We start from the raw sequence: 17493 nt of genomic DNA, 5'->3' as shown, positions 1-17493 counted from the left end.
GCCTCCACCCCCCCCCCCCCCCCTGCCTAGCGGCGGCCCCCCCGCGGCCCGCGCGCGCCCCCCCCCCCCCCGGGGGGCGGCCCGGGGGGGGGGGGCCGCCCGCGCGGACGGTTCACAGGGTCAGCAGCGCCCGCCCGGCGACATCCGTGCTCCGCAGGGGGCGCACGGCGAGCCGGACCAGGGTGAGCGCGTGATCGTCCCCGGCGATGCGGTTGGCGCTCAGCCCACCGCAGGACCGGCACTGATGGATGATCATCCATTCGCCGTCGGGCCGTACCGACATGCCCAGTGCCTCCATCCGGCCCCGGCAGGGCGAGGCCCGGTCGCCCGGTATCCGGTGGTCCACATGGAGACTGGCCAGACAGTACGGACAGTGGTTGCGGTGCGCGGTGCCGGGGGCGTCCGCGGAGACCTCCAGCCGGCAGGACACGCACCGGAAATCGTTCGCCCGGTGCCCGCCCTGGGTGTGCAGGACATCCTTGCGGCGCTGCGCGCGGCGTTCGCCCCGTGGCTCACGCTCGTCGCCGCGTCTGCGGGTGCGTCGTGGCATGGTGTGACTCCCTCCTTCCGGGCCGGTCAGAGGGTGCCGAACGCTTCGAGCGGGAACGGCGGCTGAGCGAGTGGCCGTACGGCCATCCGCATCAGGATGAGCTGGTTGTCGTCCGTGCGGACGGGGTTCGACGTCAGCTCGTCGCACCGTACGCAGCGGTGGACGACCATCCAGTCGCCGGTGCGCAGCACGGCGATCGCGATGGGCGCCATCCGGCCGTGGCAGTCGCTCGCGCCGCCCTCGACATGGTCGAGGACATGGCGGGAGTGGAGACAGGACGGGCAGTGGTTGCGGCGCGTCCCGTCGGCGGCGACGGCGGACACGGTCAGTCCGCACCAGGCGCAGGCGAACGTGTCGATCTTCAGAGTGTTCTGGGCGGTGTTACTACGTGGACCGCTGCCGGAATTTCCGGTGCGGCCGGTTCTGCTGGACACCCGAGGTGCTCCCTGCTGAGGAATGAGTCATGACAGCGAGAGCAGGCCGAGCGGCCTCGACTGGACGGCCTCGTGCCCCGGAAGGCACGGAGGGCACGGGGAGCCGCGGGATTACGCGGTAAGGCGAGGCGCGCGCGGCGCGGGCCGGGTCATAAAACACTCCCACCAAGGGCCTGGGGCCCGGATCGATCGACAGGTCATCGGAACGGACCCAGCAAACACGCCGCCCGCCCGGCGCGTCAAAGCAATTTCGGGCGGCCGGTCCGGCGCCGGGAACGGCCCCGGGCGCCGGACGGTGACGAGGGTGCCGGTCAGCCGAACATGCCCGCCTCGTAGGACCCGGCCGGCTGCCGGACCATGACATTGAGCCGGTTGAAGGCGTTGATGACGGCGATCACCGCCACCAGCGCCGCGAGCCCGTCCTCGTCGTAGTGCTTGGCGGCGTCGGCCCATGCCTCGTCGGTGACCCCGCCCGCGGCATCGGCGGTCCGGGTGCCCTGTTCGGCCAGTTCCAGGGCGGCCCGCTCGGCGTCGGTGAAGACCGTCGCCTCGCGCCAGGCGGCGACCAGGTTCAGCCGGGTCTGGGTCTCCCCCGCGGCCAGCGCCTCCTTGGTGTGCATGTCGGTGCAGAAGCCGCAGCCGTTGATCTGGCTGGCGCGCAGCCTGACCAGTTCCTGGGTGGCCATCGGCAGCGCCGCCTCGGGGATCGCGCGGCCAGCCCCGACGAGCTGCTTCAGAAACCGCTCGGACGACTTGCTGGCCATCAGGTTCAGTCGAGCGTCCATGGTGTGTGCTCCCTCTGTGCTTCCCGGTGGTTGCACAGCTCTGACTCCCCGGCGCCGCCGATTGTGACATCACCGTATGTGCCCTGGGTCACATCACCCGGTGAGCAGGTCCTCCGTGTGATCGAGCGCGTACCGGGCGACCCGGTCGCCGAGCCGGATGCCCGCCTCGTCCGCCGACCGGGTGTGGATCCCGGACAGGATCCGCGCCTCGACATTCTCGTCGGACAGCTGCCGCCAGGCGGTGTACGTCCGGGTCACCCCGGGTGCGGTGGGGCTGGTCAGGGTGAAGGGCGCGGTCCGGGCGCCGAAGCGGGCGGTGAGGACGGCCTCGGCCGCGCCGGAGTAGGTGTTGTGGCCGCTGGGGTGATCCGGGTGGGCGGGGGTGGTGTGCAGCGGGGTCCAGGCCGGGTCGGGGTCGAGGACACCGGTGCGGATCGCGGTCACGGGGCGCCACCGCCGGTGGACGTACTTGCTGTCGGAGGTCGCGATCTGGGTGTCGACCAGGGCGGTGTGGAACAGGGCGACGCTCAGCGCCTGCTCCGCCGGGTCCTGGCCGGACCGGGACAGTGCGACACGCAGCGGCTCGATGGAGAGGGTGAGCGAGGAGCCGTACCAGAAGGTCGCGGTCTCGGTCTGGCGGGCGCTGCGGACGGTGCTGTGCAGCGCCCCGTACGCCCGTACCTCGGCCAGGTCGGCGGCGTAGCGGCGGGAGGTGAGGGCGGGCGGCGGGGGGAGCCGGAAGCGGCCGGGCGAGGGGAGCAGGAAGGGCCGGGCCAGCCGGTTGCCGTACTGGACGGCGGGGGCGTGGTCGGGCGGGGTGGGCTGCCAGACGCCGGGCGCGGCGGCGGGTACGGGGTAGGGGGCGTTGACGGAGGCGGGGTCGAGTCCGTCGCCCTGCCGGTCGGCGAGGACCGCCCCGGCCTCGCGCCGCCCGGCCGCCACGCCCAGGTCACGGGCGGTACCGGCCGGGATCGCGGCGAGGGTCTGGGCCAGGGTGGCATCGAGGTGCTCGGTGCGGGCCGGGGCCAGGGTCACCAACGCCTGGTGGACGGCACCGGCGAGCGCCGCTGGGCGGAAGGCGGCCCGGTCGGTGACTCCGGCGGGCACCGCGCGGGTGGCGCGCGCCGCCGCGAGCCAACTGATGGCCCAGGTGCGGCTGTTGGTGATCTGGGTGGCGGCGCCGGCCGCGGCGAGGGTGGCGGTGGTGGCGTCGTACCAGGCGAGGACGGTGGTGTCCGTGGCGGAGGGGCGGGGCGCGGCGGTGGCCTGGGGTGTGCCGGTCAGGGCGACGGCCACGGCGCTCGCGCCGAGGGCGAGAACGGTACGGCGGTCGGGACGGGCTCCGGGCAGGGTCACGCGTACTCCTTCGATTCCGGGCATGCGGGTGTGCGCGGTCAGGGGAGGGGACTTCACGCGGAGAAGGGCCGCCTTCGGAACCACCGGGACCCGCGCATGCCCGAGGAAGCTATCCACGCCCCAACCACGGGTCAAGGAGCGGGAGTTGCATACGGGAAGACCGCAACGACAGCTTCGTGACGGCGCCATGCGTCCGTAACAACCATGCGCCGGACCCCTTCGGTTCCGGGACCGCCGCAGCCGTCGTGACGATCCCGGGGTTCCCCCGCCCCGCCCCGGCGAGGCCGAGCCCGAACTGCCGGAGCATCCGGCTCGGGCCGAGGACGAACGCGGCGAACACCACGCTCATGATGGCCGCGGCGGCGGTGATGACCCGGCCGGTACGCGCCACACCAGGCCCTCGCGGACGACGTGCGCGGGGCGCTTGGTGCGCTGCCACTCTTCTCTTCTTACAGGGCCCCGCAGTACAGGGCGATCAGCAGCCAGGAGACGGCGGTGGCGCCCCAGGGCTCCTCCCGGGAGCTGATCAGTGAGCGCAGGCGGCCGACGCCGACGACGAGGGAGGTACCGAGGGCGAGCGCGGCGTCACGGTGCCGGTGGGGGGATTCCTTGATGCCGGGCGGGGTCGGCGTTCGTGCCGAACACGCCGTGTCCTGCGGCCCGTTCGGGAGGCGGGCGGCCCGGGTCCAGGGGGTCGTACCGGACCCGGGGGCCGCCGCGGTGCCGCGTGTCGCCTCGGGTTACGGGATGCGGGCGACGGCGGCGTAGATGCCGCTGGGCTCGGGCTTGGGGGTGGTGTCCTTGAACCACTCGGGCGCGGTCACCAGGCCGGGGTCGGCCAGTTCCAGGCCCTCGAAGAAGCGGGTGACCCCGGCGCGGTCGCGGAAGCCGAGGCGGATGCCGCCCTTGGCGTACTCCTCGACGACCTGGGCGGACAGTTCGGGGAAGATGTCGTTCGAGGCGTGCGAGAGGACCAGCCAGCTGCCCGAGGGCAGCGCGCCCACCAGATCGCCGACGATGCCGTACGGGTTCTGGTCGTCGTTGATGAAGTGCATCAGCGCGATCAGGGACAGGGCTATCGGCCGGTCGAAGTCGAGGACGCCGCGGGCGTGCTCCAGGATCTCGTCCGGCCGCCGGACATCGGCCTCGATGTAGGAGGTCGTGCCTTCCGGGCGGCTGATGAGCAGCGCCTCCGCGTGGCGCAGCACGATCGGGTCGTTGTCCGTGTAGACGACCCGGGCGCTCGGCCGTACGCCCTGCACTATCTGGTGCAGATTGGGCTCGGTGGGGATGCCGGTGCCGATGTCGAGGAACTGGTCGATGCCCTCCGCGGCGAGCCAGGCCGCCGCCCGGTGCATGAACTCCCGGTTCTGCCGGGCGGCGTCCCGCGCCTCGGGGGGCAGTTTCTCGCCGACGGCCTCGTCGACGGGGTAGTTGTCCTTGCCGCCGAGCAACCAGTCGTACACCCGCGCGGGGTGCGGCCTGCTGGTGTCGATGCGCGGGCTGGGGGTCTCAGCGGTCATCACGGACTCCGTCGCATGAGGATCAAGAAATGCGGGCCTCGATCATCGCAGGGCGGCGAACCGATTCGCCAGCCAGGGCGGCGGATTGGGCGCGGCACGCGCCCCGTTGCCCGCCGCCCTACCCGGCCGGGGGCATGTCGGTGGGCTCGGAGTCCAGCCCCGCCCGGGGTTTGCGCCAGGCGCCGCGGGTGAAGTCGGGCACCTCGACCGGGCGTCCGCCGCGGGCGAGGGAGGCGGCGCTGAGCGGGACGGCGGAGCACCAGGCGGCCGAGTCGTAGACGTCGATGTCGGGCACCAGACCGGCGCGCATCAGCTGGACGGTCCGCCATTGCAGGACGTAGTCCATGCCGCCGTGGCCGCCGTTGTTCGCGGCGTCGTCGCCGACCTTGAGCCACAGCCAGTGGTCGGCGTCCCTGCGGTAGGGGGCGAAATCCCGCCAGGAGTGGCCGCCGTGGTCGGGTTCGAGGTAGATCCGTGCCCCGGTGGGGCCGGGTCCGGTGTAGTCCTCCAGGATGCCCCGGCTGCCGGCCAGGGAGTTGATACGGCTGTAGGGGCGCGGGGAGCTGACCTCGTGCTCGGCGCGGATGACCCGGCCCTGGGCGGTGTCGATCATGCAGGTGACCAGGTCGCCGTTGACATAGGTCTCCTTCCAGGACGGGTGGTCGCGGGGCAGGAAGCGGGCGCGGTAGTCGGCGAGGCCCCTGGGGGCGGTCGCGGAGGCGCTGAGGGTGGTCATGCGGTCGCCCCGGTTGATGTCCATGGCGGCGGCGATGGGGGCGAGGCCGTGCATGGGGTAGAGCGAGGCGGTGGAGCGGGTGTGCCAGCGGCGGCGCCAGGAGTCGGTGTAGTAGGTGTCGGAGAAGAGCAGTTCGCGCAGATCGTGGAGATAGCCGCCGTGGCCGTTGGTGATCTCGCCGAACGCCCCGTCGTGGGCCAGTTTCAGCATGGCCAGCTCATTGCGGCCATAGCTGCAGTTCTCGGCGAGCAGCAGATGGCGGCGGGTGCGTTCGGAGGTGTCGACCAGGTCCCACAGTTCGCGCAGTTCGGTGGCGATGGGCAGTTCGACGATCGCGTGCCTGCCACTGAGCAGGGCGGCCCGGCCCTGTTCGTGGTGGAACTCCCAGGGGGTGGCGATATAGACGAGGTCGATGTCGTCGCGGCGCAGCATCTTCGCGTAGGCGTCGGCGGAGCCGCCGTACTCCGCGGGGCGCGGGGCACCCTTGGCGACCAGCCGGTCGGCGGCGCGGGTGGCACGGTCGGCGCGGATGTCGCAGACGGCGGTGACGGTACAGCCGGGTACCGCGGCCCAGCCCAGGACCATGCCGGAGCCCCGGTTGCCGAGGCCGATCACGGCGACCCGGACGGTGCGGTGGACATCGAAGGGGACGCCGGTCATCGACCTCTGGCCGGGTCTGCGGCCGGGGGCTTGTCCGGTCGCCGCGACGGCGTGGGCGGCGCCGCCCACTCCGGCCGCGAGGGCGCCGCCCGCGACGGCACCGCCCAGCAGCAACCGGCGGGAGACAGGGGGGAGTTGGGACATGACGGCACGCTCCTCGGTGAGGGGGCTGCATCGGTGAGTGGCCTGCATCACTGTCGATGCTCGACTGTGCCGCTCTTGCCAGTTACATGTCAATACGTGTTCGAAACAATGCGGTTCCGAGCACTAGCGAGCATGGGGAGGTCTCCGTATCGGTGTCGGTGGCGCCTGTGGGCGGGTTTCTGCCACGCGGGGAGGTGGCGGCTTGCGGTCAACCGGGGGGCCGTGGGGGGCCGCTCGCCGTTGCTCGGGGGCGCTTCGGGGGCTGCTCGCCGTTGCTCGGGGGCGCCACGGGGGGGCCGCTCCCCGTCACCCGGGGACGTCACGCGGGGCCGGGTCCCGGGCACGCGGGCAGGTGGTCGCCCGGTTGTCCGGGGGCGCGGCTCGGGGCCGGGTACGGCGCGTGCGGCCAGGCGGTCGTCCGGCTGCCCGGGGGCGCGGTTCGGCACCGGCTACCGCGTACGGGCCCAGGCGGTCGCCCCGGTCGTCCGAGGGACACCGCCCGGAGCCGGGTCCCGCACACGCGACCAAGCGCCCCCCCCCCGGCTGCCCGGGGGCGCCACACAGGGCCAGGTCCCACACACGGGCCCAAACCAGTCACCCCAGCCGTCCAAGGGGCACCGTCCGCGCGCTCACCCGGCCGTGCCGTCCCGGCCGCGTCGTCCCCCGGGCGGGACGCCGGGCGTGCTGAGGTGGGGGCCATGACCACCATCGCCATCATCGGGGCCGGGCCCGGACTCGGCGCGGCCGTCGCCCGGCGCTTCGGCCGCGAGGGTTTCGCCACGGCCCTCGTCGCCCGCGACCGCAGACGCACCGACGCCCTCGCCACCGCCCTGGGCCACGAGGGCGTCACCGCGCGCGGCTTCGCCGCCGACGTCCGTGATCCACTGGCCCTGGCCACCGCGCTGGAGTCCGCCGCCGACGCGCTGGGCCCGATCGAGATCCTCCAGTACAGCCCGGTCCCGCAGCGGGAGTTCATGCTCCCGGTCCTGGAGACCGGCGCCGACGATCTCACCGGCCCGATCGAGTTCTCCGTGTACGGCCCGGTCACCGCCGTCCGCGCGGTGGTCCCCGGCATGCGCGAACTGGGGCGCGGCACCATCGTCTTCGTCAACGGCGGCACGGCCGTGGTCCCGCACCCCGAACGGGCCGGCACCTCCATCGCCTTCGCCGCGCAGAGCGCCTACGGTCATCTGCTGCACGACACGCTGGCACCCGAAGGCATCCATGTCACCCAGCTGGTCATCCCCGGCGCGATCGTCCCCGGCCATCCCCGCAGGGACCCGGCGGTGCTGGCCGACACCCTGTGGTCCCTGCACCGGGAGCGGCACGGGTTCCGGCACTTCGCGGACGACCTGGAGGCATGACCCGATAGGCGAGCCGCAGCCGCGCTGGTGACCGACCGGCACCCGCCGGGGAGCACGCCGCGCCTCAGTCGAGCATCGCCGTGGCCTCCACCTCCACCAGATGCTCGGGCACATCCAGCGCGGCGACGCCGATGAGCGTCCCCGGCGGGACCGGTGCCCCGCCCAGCCGCTCCGCCGCCCGCCCGACACCGGCCAGGAACCCCGGCATCTTGTCCGGCGTCCAGTCGACGACGTACACCGTCAGCTTCGCCACGTCCGCGAACGTACCGCCGACGGCGGCCAGCGCGGTGGCGACATTGAGGTAGCACCGCTCGACCTGCGCGGCGAGATCGCCCTCCCCGACCGTCTTCCCGTCCGCGTCCCAGGCGACCTGGCCGGCGACATGCACCAGCCGTGATCCGGTGGCGACGGACACCTGCCGGTAGGCGTCGATCTCGGGCAGTCCCGCCGGGTTCACCAAGGTGATGGCCATACCGCGCTCCTCGCTCCAGTGCTCTCTTGTGGATACTCGGAAACCATAGGAGAGTGACCCCCGACGTGGAAGAACGCACTTTTCGGTGACTGAGGAACCAGATGGTGAGCAAGCAGTTCGAGGGCTCGGCGGCCGACGCCGATCTCACCCGCGCGGACTCGCTGGCGCGGGAGGTCTTCTCCGATGTCGCCGGCGCGTGGGCGCTGCTCATCGTCGAGACCCTCGGTGGACGGACCCTGCGCTTCGGTGAACTGCGCAAGGAGATCGAGGGCATCAGCCAGGGGACGCTCACCCAGCATCTGCGGATGCTGGAGCGCAACGGGCTGGTCCAGCGGGCGGTGTACCCGACGGTGCCGCCACGCGTCGAGTACACCCTGACCGCGCCGGGGCTGGCGCTGCGGCACACGGTGAGCGGGATGTGCGACTGGACGCAGGAGTTCCTCGGGCATGTCGAGGAGTCCCGGCGCCGGTTCGGGGACCACGCGGAGACCTGACCGGGCGACAGGAGGGCGAACGGCGGGCGAACGGGGGGCGCCCGGGGCCGACCGGGGGGGGGCGGACCAACCTCGGCCGCGCCCAGCGCCCCCTGCTTCGCCCGCGCCCCCCTGCTTCACCCGCGCCGCGCTACGCCCGACCCCCCTGCTGCCACCGCCGTGCCGTGAGCGGCACCGGGCCACCGCCTCCGGCGAACCGGTCGGCGACCGGCCGGAGGACGGCCCACGCGGTGTCCGGCGGCGCGCTCACCGCCGCGAGCACGCCCGTCGTCCGGGCCGCCTCGTCGTCGACGAGCAGGGCGAAGAAGTCGATGCGGTCATCGCCGAGTTCATCGACGACATCCCCGGGGTCGCGAGGCTGGTCCGGCCAGACGCCGGTGACCAGCGCGACCGAGGTCTTGGTCGGACGGGCCCGCACCACAACGACCCTGGAAACGGTGATGTTCTCGTAAAGCCCGGCCCGCCAGTACGGCTCCTCGTGCCCGAACCGCTCCGCCTCGGCCCGCCCGGCGAGATCGACCACATGGACGCTGCCGGTGTGCTCCTCCCCGTCGGCGGTGAGGGTCGGGCCGCGCAGCACGAGCCGGTCGGCGTAGCGATCCATGTACGACCAGTGACTTTCGGCCAGTTCGAGCAGTCGCTCCTCGACCCCGGGCCGGTCCTGTGTGTGCACGTAGTAGGGCATGTGGCGACCGTATCCAACCCCGCCCGGACCGGGGGTGTTCGGGTCGCCGAGCGCGTCTCGCGGACCCCGCCCCACCGCTCCCCGCCAAGAACTGATCTTGCCCGGACCAAGGGCGATTCAAGACTCGGTCACGGAAAGATCTTCGTTGGCCATGATTCAGCAACGTGAACTTTGGCGCGTGTCAACGGGCCTACGTTCTTCAGCGTGAACAGTGATGGCACTCCCCACATAGCCGACCCTTCCCACGCACGGCCCGCCGGTCCGGTCTCCGGCGGTCCCGCCCGGCGCACCCTGCTCCGTACGGCGCTCACCGGCGCCGCCGCCCTCGGGGCGGGACTCGCGGTCGCCGCCCCCGCCTCCGCCGGCTCCTCCCGCTCCTCCGGCGGCGGCACCCGTCCGCGCCCCAGCACCCCCGGTCAGGCGCTCGATGCGCTGGCCTCGGGCAATCGGCGCTGGCGCACCTTCCGGGAGCAGCACCCGGACGAATCACTCACCGTCCGCCAGGAACTGGTGTCCGGTCAGCATCCTTTCGCCCTGGTCCTGGGCTGTATCGACTCCCGGGTTCCGCCGGAGCTGGTCTTCGACCAGGGCCTCGGCGATCTGATGACCGTCCGCAGCGGCGGCGAGGTGCTCGACGAGGCCGTGCTCGGCAGCGTCGCCTACGGTGTGCTCGAACTCGGCATCCCACTGGTGATGGTGCTCGGTCACCAGTCGTGCGGGGCGGTCCGCGCGGCGGTCGAGGTCGACGAGAGCGGCGAGCGGCTCCCGGCGCACATCCAGTATCTGGCCGACCAGATCAAGCCCGCGATCGACCGCACCGAGGAGGGGGACGCCCGGGTCGACGCGACGATAGACGCCAACATCCGCCTCGTCACCTCGCGCCTGGCCACGGAGCCCGACCTCGCGGCCAAGGTGACCAGCGGAAAGCTGGCCATCGTGGGCGCCCGCTACGAACTCGACACCTACCGCGTCCACCGGCTCGTCTAGCCGACGCGCACTCACCCCCAGGACGGCCACCGAGGACTCAGGGCCCGGCCCCCGGAGCGGTCCAGGGACATGGACGCCACGCGTCACGCGTCCGAAGTACGACACCGGCCCGGTGCGCGACCCTTCGTCGCCCACCGGGCCGGTGGTCTGTACGGGGCCGGACGACGACCCCGGCACCCCCGCTCAGCCCACCCCCCGCTCAGCCCACCCCCCGATGCCGCCCCACCGCCTCCCGTACCGCCGGGACCACCTCCTCCGCCCACCTCCGGTGCTGGGCCGGGTCGTCGTCCTGGGCGCCGAAGACAAAGGTGTCCATGCCGTGGTCCACGGCCAGCGAGGTCAGGTCCTCCACCCACATCGCGGGCGGCCCGGCGAACGGACCCGTGCGGGGGCCGTCGGTGATGGACCCGAAGACGTTGTAGAGACGGCGGATGTCCCGGGGATCGCGGCCCGCCTCGGCCGCGCCCTCGTCGATCCGGCGCTGCATGTCCGGGATCGTGTCGGGGGTGGCGTAGGGCGCGGAGGGGCACCAGCCGTCGGCCTTGCGCCCGAGGACCCCGAGCAGCCGGGGCCCTCGGACGCCGAGCCAGATGCCCATGGGGTGGACCGGCGCGGGGCCCGGGTGCACACCCGCCAGTCGGTAGTGGCGGCCCTCGTAGCGCAGGGAGCGTTCGCCGGACCACATCAGGCGGATGATGTCGACCGCCTCGTCCAGGGCGCCGGCGGCCTCGCCGGGGGTGCGGGCGGGCCCGCCCATCGCGGTGACGGCGTCGCGGAACCCGCCCGCGCCCAGGCCGAGTTCGAACCGTCCCTCGGAGAGCACATCGAGGCTCGCGGCGGCCTTGGCGAGCACGGCGGGCGGGCGCAGCGGCAGATTGGCCACGTCCGGGAAGACCCGGATCCGCTCGGTCCGTCCCAGGATCACCGCCATCAGGGCGAAGGTGTCCAGGAAACGGCGCTGGTAGGGGTGGTCCTGGATGCCGATGAAGTCGAGCCCGGCCGCCCCGTCGGCGTACCGGGCCAGCGCGATGATGTCCGCCACCCGCTCGGCCTCGGGGGTGGGAAAGATCCCGAACTCCACGGGACGCCCGTAATCAGTCATACCGGCGAGGGTAGTTCCGGCCGGAACGGAGCGGCGAGCGGCGGGGGGCCGTTCGGTGGGACGACCGGGGCAGCCGCCCGCCGGCCATCGACGGCGACCACGCACACGGGTCCGGCGCACGGCCGACGCACGACCCACGGCAATGCCCGCCACAGCCGCACCCCAACCATCAGCGGCAACCACGCACACGGACCGGCGACCGACCGACACACCACCCACGCGATCACCACCACGGCCCCACCCCAACCACCACCGGCAACCACCCACACAAACCCGGCAACCGACCAGCGCACGGCACCCGCGCAGCTCCCCGCGCACCACGCCGACCGCCCGCCGATACCCCCGCGGCGCGGCCACCGCGCACCCCCTCCCCCGGCCCCGCCCCACTCCCCCGCCGCCCTCTTCCGCCCAGCACTGCCGGAGGCGATGTCACCGACGGTCACACCTAGGCCATTTGGTCGAAGCCTCGTCGTTACGTGATGTCTACGCTGAGGTGTCATAGCCAACCGCGCAGCCAGTCACGGGGACTGGCCGTACCGTCCGCACCGGGCCACCGGGCGGTGCCGCGGCCGGGATCAGCCGACCGAGGTGAGTGACGTGCACAGGATGATGACGTGGAGGGACGTCGAGTGGCTCTCTGAAGCCGCCGACGATCCGGCGGAATGCCGGGCGGCCTGGGCGAACGACCCCAGGCTGCCGTACCCGCTGGCCACCGGCCGCTGCTTCGACGTGGTGACGGTGGATCAGCGGCTGGGTATCGAGGCGTTCGACCTGTTGCGCCGCCGCGGGCTGCCGCTGGGGCCGACGGTGCTGGACCGGTCCGCGCGCCGGGTGGGCTTTCTGCTGCGTCCGCGGGGGGCGCGGGACTTCACCCACTGTGCCGCCCAGGAGCCGGGGCAGACGCCGCCGCACCGCACCCTGGGCCTCGGCTCGGTGGTCGTGGTGCCCGGCCCGATGCCGCTGCCCGGCGACCGCTACGCCTGGCTGAACGCGCCGGAACCGCGCCCCTGGGCGCATCCGCTCGGCCCGGCGGCCCTGGCCACCACGCTGATCTCCGCCGCGGAGACCCTGGCCCGGCTGGACCGGTACGGCGAGGCGCACGGCCCCGCCGACCCGGTGCGGCACGACCGGGCGACGAGTCAGGTGGCCTGAGGGTGACCTGACACCACCCGCACCGCGAGGTGCGCCCCTGGACTCCGGTCGGTCGTGTTTGCCGCCTGATTCCCCCGACCTGACCGGACCCGGCCCCGCACTCCGTCGCTTCCCCCAGCGGCGGCGTGCGGGGCCTTCGGCCGTGGTGGGGGTGTCAGTGGACGGGGGCCGCCGCCGGGGTGGCGGCGCGGTGGGCGAGGAGGGAGGCACGTATCTCCCCGGCCCGTACCGCGGTGGTGGACAGCAGGGTCGAGGTCAGCCCGTGGGTGTGCTCGGTGCCGCCCTGGAGGTAGAGCGCGGCGGTGACGCCCGGGAGGGTCTCCACCCGGTGGTCGCGGCCGACCCGCAGGGCGTCCTCGTCGTCGCGCAGGCACAGCTTGCCGATCTCGCCGAGCCGGTCGGCGACGCCCTGCGGCTGGTAGCCGGTGGCGTAGACGAGGAGATCGGCGTCCAGCACCTCGTGCTCACCGGTCGGCAGGAACTCCACAGTGAGCTTGACGTCGGTGTCGCCTGCGGTGACCTCGCGCAGCCGGGAGACATTCATCATCCGCAGCCGCCGGCGGCCCTGGACCTGCTCCTGGTACATGGTGCGGGAGAGCGCCTCGATCAGTTCCATGTCGACGACGGAGTAGTTGGTGCTGCGGTGGTAGTCGTGCAGGGAGCGCTTGACCTCGCGGGACGCCTCGTAGAACAGGTCGACGGCCTCCGGGTCGAAGATCCGGTTGGCGAACGGGCTGTCGTCGGCGGGGGTGTAGCCGTACTTGGCGAAGACGGAGCAGACCTCGGCGTCGGGGAAGCTGCGGTGCAGATAGTCGACGGCCTCGGCGGCGCTCTGTCCGGCGCCGAGCACCACGGCCCGGCGCACGGGGCTGCCGGAGCGCTGGAGTTCGCCGACCCGGGTGAGCAGTTCGCTGGTGTGCCAGACGCGGTCGGAGCGCTCGGCGTCGGGCGGCAGATGCGGTTCCAGGCCGGTGGCGACGCACAGGGCGCGGGTGCGGCGGACGACGGGCGCGGCGCCGGGGTCGCGGGGGTCGCGGCTGGTGACGTCGAACCAGCGGATCTCGCCGTCCTCGGTGACCGGCCGCACCGAGGTCACCTCGGCGGAGTACTGGACGAGGCCGGTGAGGCGGGCGGCGGCCCACTCGAAGTAGTCGTGGAACTCGATGCGCAGGGGGAACAGGGTCTTCAGGTTGAGGAAGTCGACCAGCCGCCCCCGGTCGCGCAGGTAGCACAGAAAGCTGAAGTCGCTGGTCGGGTCGCGCATGGTGACCAGGTCCTTCAGGAACGACACCTGCATGGTGGCGTCGTCGATCAGCATGCCCCGGTGCCAGCCGAACGCGGGCTGCTTCTCCAGGAAGCCCACGCGCAGGGGCTCGTGGTCGAGGCTCGCGGCCGGCTCCTGGAGCGCTATCGCCAGCGCCAGATTGGACGGGCCGAAGCCGATGCCCAGCACGTCGTAGATGGAATCCGTACCGCTCCGCAGCACCGCCACAGGGTTTTCGCCTCCCGTATAGGGGGTCACCGCGCCCACGGCATGCGAGCGCGGATCCCAAACAGGCACATGCTAGATAAGGTTAGCCTTACCTAGCAATGCCTTCCGGGGTGGAGGAGTCCGCCCCTTCGTGGTGCCGGCCCATCGGGATCACCATCGGCGTCCGGCTCACCGGGTCCTCGCCGACCACGCTGCGCAGGCCGAAGACCTCCTCGACCATGGCCGCGGTGACCACGTCAGCGGGGTCGCCCTGCCCGGCGATCCGGCCCTGCTTCATGGCCACGATGTGATCCGCGTAACGGCACGCCTGGTTGAGGTCGTGCAGCACCATGACGACCGTGCGCCCCTGATGCCGGTTCAGATCGGTGATCAGATCCAGGACATCGATCTGATGCGCGAGATCGAGATACGTCGTCGGCTCGTCCAGCAGCATCACGGGGGTGCCCTGGGCGACCGCCATGGCGATCCAGGCGCGTTGGCGCTGGCCGCCGGAGAGTTCGTCCACGGCACGGTGGGCGAGGTCGGTGAGGGCGGTGGCGCGCAGCGCCTCGTGCACGGCCTCCTCGTCGGCCGCGGACCACTGCCGCCACCAGGTCTGGTGCGGTGAACGGCCGCGCCCCACCAGGTCGATGACGGTGAGCCCCTCGGGCGCCACCGGCGTCTGCGGCAGGATCCCGAGCCGCTGGGCGAGTTCCCGGGTGGGGATCGAGCGCACGGACCGCCCGTCCAGGTGCACGGCCCCGGAGCGGGGCGTCAGCAGCCGGGCCAGGGCGCGCAGCAGGGTCGACTTGCCGCAGGCGTTGGCGCCGACGATCGCGGTGATCCTCCCGCTGGGTATGACGAGGTCGAGGCCGTCCACGACGATCCGGTCGTCGTAGGCCAGCCGCAGCGCCTCGGCCCGCAGTTCGGGTCCGGGGCGCTGCCCGTCGCCGGTGGGCGCGGGGTCCGCCGTCTTGCGCAGATCCTGGCCGCCGGTCGGGCCCTGGGTGGTCGATGACACGTCTTCAGCCTCCTGAACCCGCGCGGTTGGCGCGGACGAGCAGCCACAGCAGTACGGGGGCGCCGAGCACGCCCGTGACGATCCCGACCGGCAGTTCCGTGTCCGGGACGATCTCGCGGGCGATCAGGTCGGACACCAGCACCATCAGCGCGCCGGTCAGCCCGGCCGCCACCGGCGGGGGTACGGCGGTGCCGGAGAGCCGCTGGGCGACCTGCGGGGCGGCGAGCGCCACGAACGCGACCGGCCCCGCGGCCGCCGTACCGAAGGCGACCAGACCGACGGCGATGAGCAGCACCGCGACCCGGACGGTCTGCACCCGGGTGCCCAGGCCCCGGGCCACGTCGTCGCCGAGTTGCAGGGTGCGGAGCTGGTGGCCGAGCAGCAGGGCGGCCGGGACCAGCACGGCCAGGGTGAGCGCGAGCGGGGTGATCTGCTCCCAGGTGCGGCCGTTGAGGTTGCCGACCAGCCAGCCGAGCGACGCCTGCGCCTGGAAGCGCTGGCCGCGGGCCATCAGATAGTCGGTGCAACTGGTGCAGATCCAGGCGATCCCGACCCCGACCAGCACGATCCGGTAGCCGGTGGTGCCGCGTTTCCAGGCGAGGACGTAGACCAGCGCGGCGGCGGTGAACGCGCCGAGCAGGCCGAGGCCCTGGGTGCCGAGGCCGCCGTCCCAGCCGAGGACGATCCCGGCCACCACGGCGGTACCGGCGCCCTGGGTGATGCCCATCATGTCGGGGCTGGCCAGCGGGTTGAGGGTCATGGTCTGGAGCAGCGCGCCGGAGACCCCGAACGCGATCCCGACCAGCAGCCCGGCGAGGGCGCGGGGCAGCCGCAGTTCACGGACGATCAGCGCGGTGCCGGGGTCGCCCCCGCCGAACAGGGCGGTCACGACATCACCGAGCGGGAGCGCGATGTCCCCGATGGACACGACCAGGCAGAACGCGAGGAAGGTGAGCGCGGCCAGCGCCAGGCACACGGCGGCCATCCGGGGCCGCAGCACACCGGAGACGGGCGGGAAGGGCAGCCGGAAGGCGACCCGCGCGGCGCTGCGGCGGGGCCGGAGCGGGGCGGTGGCCGCGGTGTCCTGGGGGCCCGGCGCGGGCCCGAGGTCGGTCTTCATGGGGTCACCGCTTCGCGGGGTCGGGCCGGCAGGGGCGACGGACGCGCGCCACGTGCCGGGATGGGTCGCGGCTCCGTGGTCCGGTCCGGCATCACTGTCGGGTCCGGCATCGCGGTCCGGTCCGGCATCGCGGTCCGGTCCGGCATCACGGTCCGGTCCGGCATCACGGTCGGGTCCGGCATCGTGGTCCTTCTCACAGCTCCGCCAATCGCCGCCGCCGGACCATCGCGATGAAGAACGGGCCGCCGATGAAGGCGACCAGAACGCCGGCCTGGATCTCGGTCGGCCGGGCCAGCAGCCGGCCCACGATGTCGGCGGCGAGCAGCAGACAGGGCGCGAGGACCGCCGACAGCGGCAGCAGCCAGCGGTGGTCGGGGCCGATCCCGGCGTACTGGCACAGCACCCGGGCGATGTGCGGGACGACCAGGCCGACGAAGACCACCGGGCCGATGACGGCCACCGCCCCGCCGGTCAGCAGGGTGACGGCGACCACCCCCCGGATCCGTACCCGCCCGATGTCCAGGCCGAGCGACTTGGCCACGTCGTCGCCGAGGGCGAGCCGGTTGAGGGCGGGGGCGCAGCTCAGGGCGAGCAGCGCGCCCGCGCACAGGAACGGCAGGACGCGGATCAGCACTTCCTCGTTCTGGTTGGCCAGCGAGCCCGCCGACCAGAACCGGTAGCGGTTCAGGGCGTCGGGGTCGGTGAGGGCGATGGCGCTGGTCAGCGAGAACAGCAGGGAGGTCATCGCGACGCCCGCGAGGGCCAGTTTGACCGGCGTCGACCCCGAGCGACCGAGGCCGCCCAGCAGATAGACCAGCACGCTCGCGACCATCGCCCCGGCGAACGCGAACCAGATGTAGCCGTACAGGGAGCTGATGCCGAGGACCCCGACCGAGAGCACCACGGCGAAGGCGGCGCCCGCGCTGACGCCGAGGATGCCCGGGTCGGCCAGCGGATTGCGGGTGAGGGCCTGCATCAGTGCCCCGGAGAGGCCGAGGGCGGCGCCGGTGGCGAGGCCGAGCAGGGTGCGCGGCAGCCGGACGTTCCAGATGACGGTGTCGACGCGGGCACTGGGCGCGTCACCGAGGAGGGTGTGCCAGACCTGCCCGAGGGGCACGCTGAGCGCGCCGAACGCCATGGACACCGCGCACAGCGCGAGCAGCGCCACGCCGGTGGAGGCGAGCAGGAGTACTGCGCGGGGGCCTTTCGCCGCCCGGACCGCTGAGGTCCCCACGTGAACTTCCTTTGATGAGGCTTACCTTAACTGTAGGGGGAGAACTGCTGGACGAGAACTCTAGGACCTGCCGGTCCGTACCCCTACCCGTCCCCCATCCGTCCCCCGCCGTGCCCCCGCCCGGGGCCGCCCCGGCTCGGGGCACCCTGGGCATTAGGTAACCCTTACCTTAGTATGTCGCCGACCCCCGGCCCAGGGCCGGG

The 17493-nt window shown here is 73.0% G+C and carries 17 protein-coding genes; 4 read left to right on the top strand and 13 right to left on the bottom strand.

Annotated elements, in window-relative coordinates; translation table 11 throughout:
* Window positions 1-112 precede the first annotated feature (112 nt).
* The 6 genes from ABZX40_RS08035 to ABZX40_RS08010 form a co-directional block, all read right to left on the bottom strand.
* On the bottom strand, window positions 113-550 hold the full coding sequence (locus tag ABZX40_RS08035) for an RNHCP domain-containing protein (protein WP_355731165.1): 438 nt from the start codon (window positions 548-550) through the stop codon (window positions 113-115).
* A 26-nt stretch (window positions 551-576) separates the two neighbouring features.
* Entirely contained in the window at window positions 577-915 is a 339-nt protein-coding gene (locus tag ABZX40_RS08030) for an RNHCP domain-containing protein (RefSeq protein ID WP_355731504.1), read from the bottom strand.
* Window positions 916-1295: 380 nt separating this feature from the next.
* A complete protein-coding gene (locus ABZX40_RS08025; protein ID WP_355731163.1) occupies window positions 1296-1769 on the bottom strand; it encodes a carboxymuconolactone decarboxylase family protein in 474 nt (157 codons plus the stop codon).
* Between the two features lie 93 nt (window positions 1770-1862).
* The gene (locus ABZX40_RS08020; RefSeq protein WP_355731161.1) at window positions 1863-3125 is read right to left on the bottom strand and encodes a vanadium-dependent haloperoxidase; all 1263 of its coding nucleotides are present in this window, start codon (window positions 3123-3125) and stop codon (window positions 1863-1865) included.
* A gap of 740 nt (window positions 3126-3865) precedes the next feature.
* Window positions 3866-4648: an SAM-dependent methyltransferase gene (locus ABZX40_RS08015; RefSeq protein ID WP_355731160.1), complete on the bottom strand. Its 783-nt coding sequence runs from the start codon at window positions 4646-4648 to the stop codon at window positions 3866-3868.
* Window positions 4649-4766: 118 nt separating this feature from the next.
* Window positions 4767-6188, bottom strand: coding sequence for a Gfo/Idh/MocA family oxidoreductase (locus ABZX40_RS08010; protein WP_355731158.1), 1422 nt, complete (start codon window positions 6186-6188; stop codon window positions 4767-4769).
* Window positions 6189-6886: 698 nt separating this feature from the next.
* Here ABZX40_RS08010 and ABZX40_RS08005 point away from each other — a divergent pair.
* Window positions 6887-7552, top strand: coding sequence for an SDR family NAD(P)-dependent oxidoreductase (locus ABZX40_RS08005; RefSeq protein ID WP_355731156.1), 666 nt, complete (start codon window positions 6887-6889; stop codon window positions 7550-7552).
* Window positions 7553-7616: 64 nt separating this feature from the next.
* Here ABZX40_RS08005 and ABZX40_RS08000 read toward each other — a convergent pair whose 3' ends face one another.
* Window positions 7617-8024 (bottom strand): RidA family protein, encoded by a 408-nt coding sequence (locus ABZX40_RS08000; protein ID WP_355731155.1) that lies wholly within the window; start codon window positions 8022-8024, stop codon window positions 7617-7619.
* Between the two features lie 101 nt (window positions 8025-8125).
* Between ABZX40_RS08000 and ABZX40_RS07995 the strand changes: the two genes are divergently transcribed.
* Window positions 8126-8518 (top strand): helix-turn-helix domain-containing protein, encoded by a 393-nt coding sequence (locus ABZX40_RS07995; RefSeq protein ID WP_355731153.1) that lies wholly within the window; start codon window positions 8126-8128, stop codon window positions 8516-8518.
* A gap of 130 nt (window positions 8519-8648) precedes the next feature.
* Here ABZX40_RS07995 and ABZX40_RS07990 read toward each other — a convergent pair whose 3' ends face one another.
* Window positions 8649-9203: a YciI family protein gene (locus tag ABZX40_RS07990; protein WP_355731151.1), complete on the bottom strand. Its 555-nt coding sequence runs from the start codon at window positions 9201-9203 to the stop codon at window positions 8649-8651.
* Between the two features lie 228 nt (window positions 9204-9431).
* Between ABZX40_RS07990 and ABZX40_RS07985 the strand changes: the two genes are divergently transcribed.
* Complete coding sequence (locus ABZX40_RS07985) at window positions 9432-10190, top strand: carbonic anhydrase (protein WP_355731502.1); 759 nt, start codon at window positions 9432-9434, stop codon at window positions 10188-10190.
* 199 nt (window positions 10191-10389) lie between these two features.
* Here the strand turns inward: ABZX40_RS07985 and ABZX40_RS07980 are convergent, their stop codons facing one another.
* Complete coding sequence (locus ABZX40_RS07980; RefSeq protein ID WP_355731149.1) at window positions 10390-11292, bottom strand: LLM class flavin-dependent oxidoreductase; 903 nt, start codon at window positions 11290-11292, stop codon at window positions 10390-10392.
* 588 nt (window positions 11293-11880) lie between these two features.
* Here ABZX40_RS07980 and ABZX40_RS07975 point away from each other — a divergent pair.
* Complete coding sequence (locus ABZX40_RS07975; RefSeq protein WP_355731147.1) at window positions 11881-12444, top strand: bifunctional DNA primase/polymerase; 564 nt, start codon at window positions 11881-11883, stop codon at window positions 12442-12444.
* A gap of 154 nt (window positions 12445-12598) precedes the next feature.
* Here the strand turns inward: ABZX40_RS07975 and ABZX40_RS07970 are convergent, their stop codons facing one another.
* The 4 genes from ABZX40_RS07970 to ABZX40_RS07955 all read right to left on the bottom strand — a co-directional run bounded on the left by ABZX40_RS07970 (window position 12599) and on the right by ABZX40_RS07955 (window position 17290).
* Complete coding sequence (locus tag ABZX40_RS07970; RefSeq protein WP_355731145.1) at window positions 12599-13936, bottom strand: lysine N(6)-hydroxylase/L-ornithine N(5)-oxygenase family protein; 1338 nt, start codon at window positions 13934-13936, stop codon at window positions 12599-12601.
* Between the two features lie 88 nt (window positions 13937-14024).
* Window positions 14025-14897, bottom strand: a complete 873-nt coding sequence (locus ABZX40_RS07965) for an ABC transporter ATP-binding protein (RefSeq protein WP_355731500.1) — start codon at window positions 14895-14897, stop codon at window positions 14025-14027.
* Window positions 14898-14940: 43 nt separating this feature from the next.
* Window positions 14941-16056: an iron ABC transporter permease gene (locus ABZX40_RS07960; protein ID WP_355731144.1), complete on the bottom strand. Its 1116-nt coding sequence runs from the start codon at window positions 16054-16056 to the stop codon at window positions 14941-14943.
* 193 nt (window positions 16057-16249) lie between these two features.
* Window positions 16250-17290: an iron chelate uptake ABC transporter family permease subunit gene (locus ABZX40_RS07955; RefSeq protein WP_355731143.1), complete on the bottom strand. Its 1041-nt coding sequence runs from the start codon at window positions 17288-17290 to the stop codon at window positions 16250-16252.
* Window positions 17291-17493: the final 203 nt, after the last annotated feature.

It is taken from the genome of Streptomyces sp. NPDC004610 (assembly GCF_040609715.1).
Taxonomy (GTDB): Bacteria; Actinomycetota; Actinomycetes; order Streptomycetales; family Streptomycetaceae; genus Streptomyces.
Note: the sequence above shows the minus strand (reverse complement) of the source record. Positions and strands in the feature narration are given on the sequence as shown.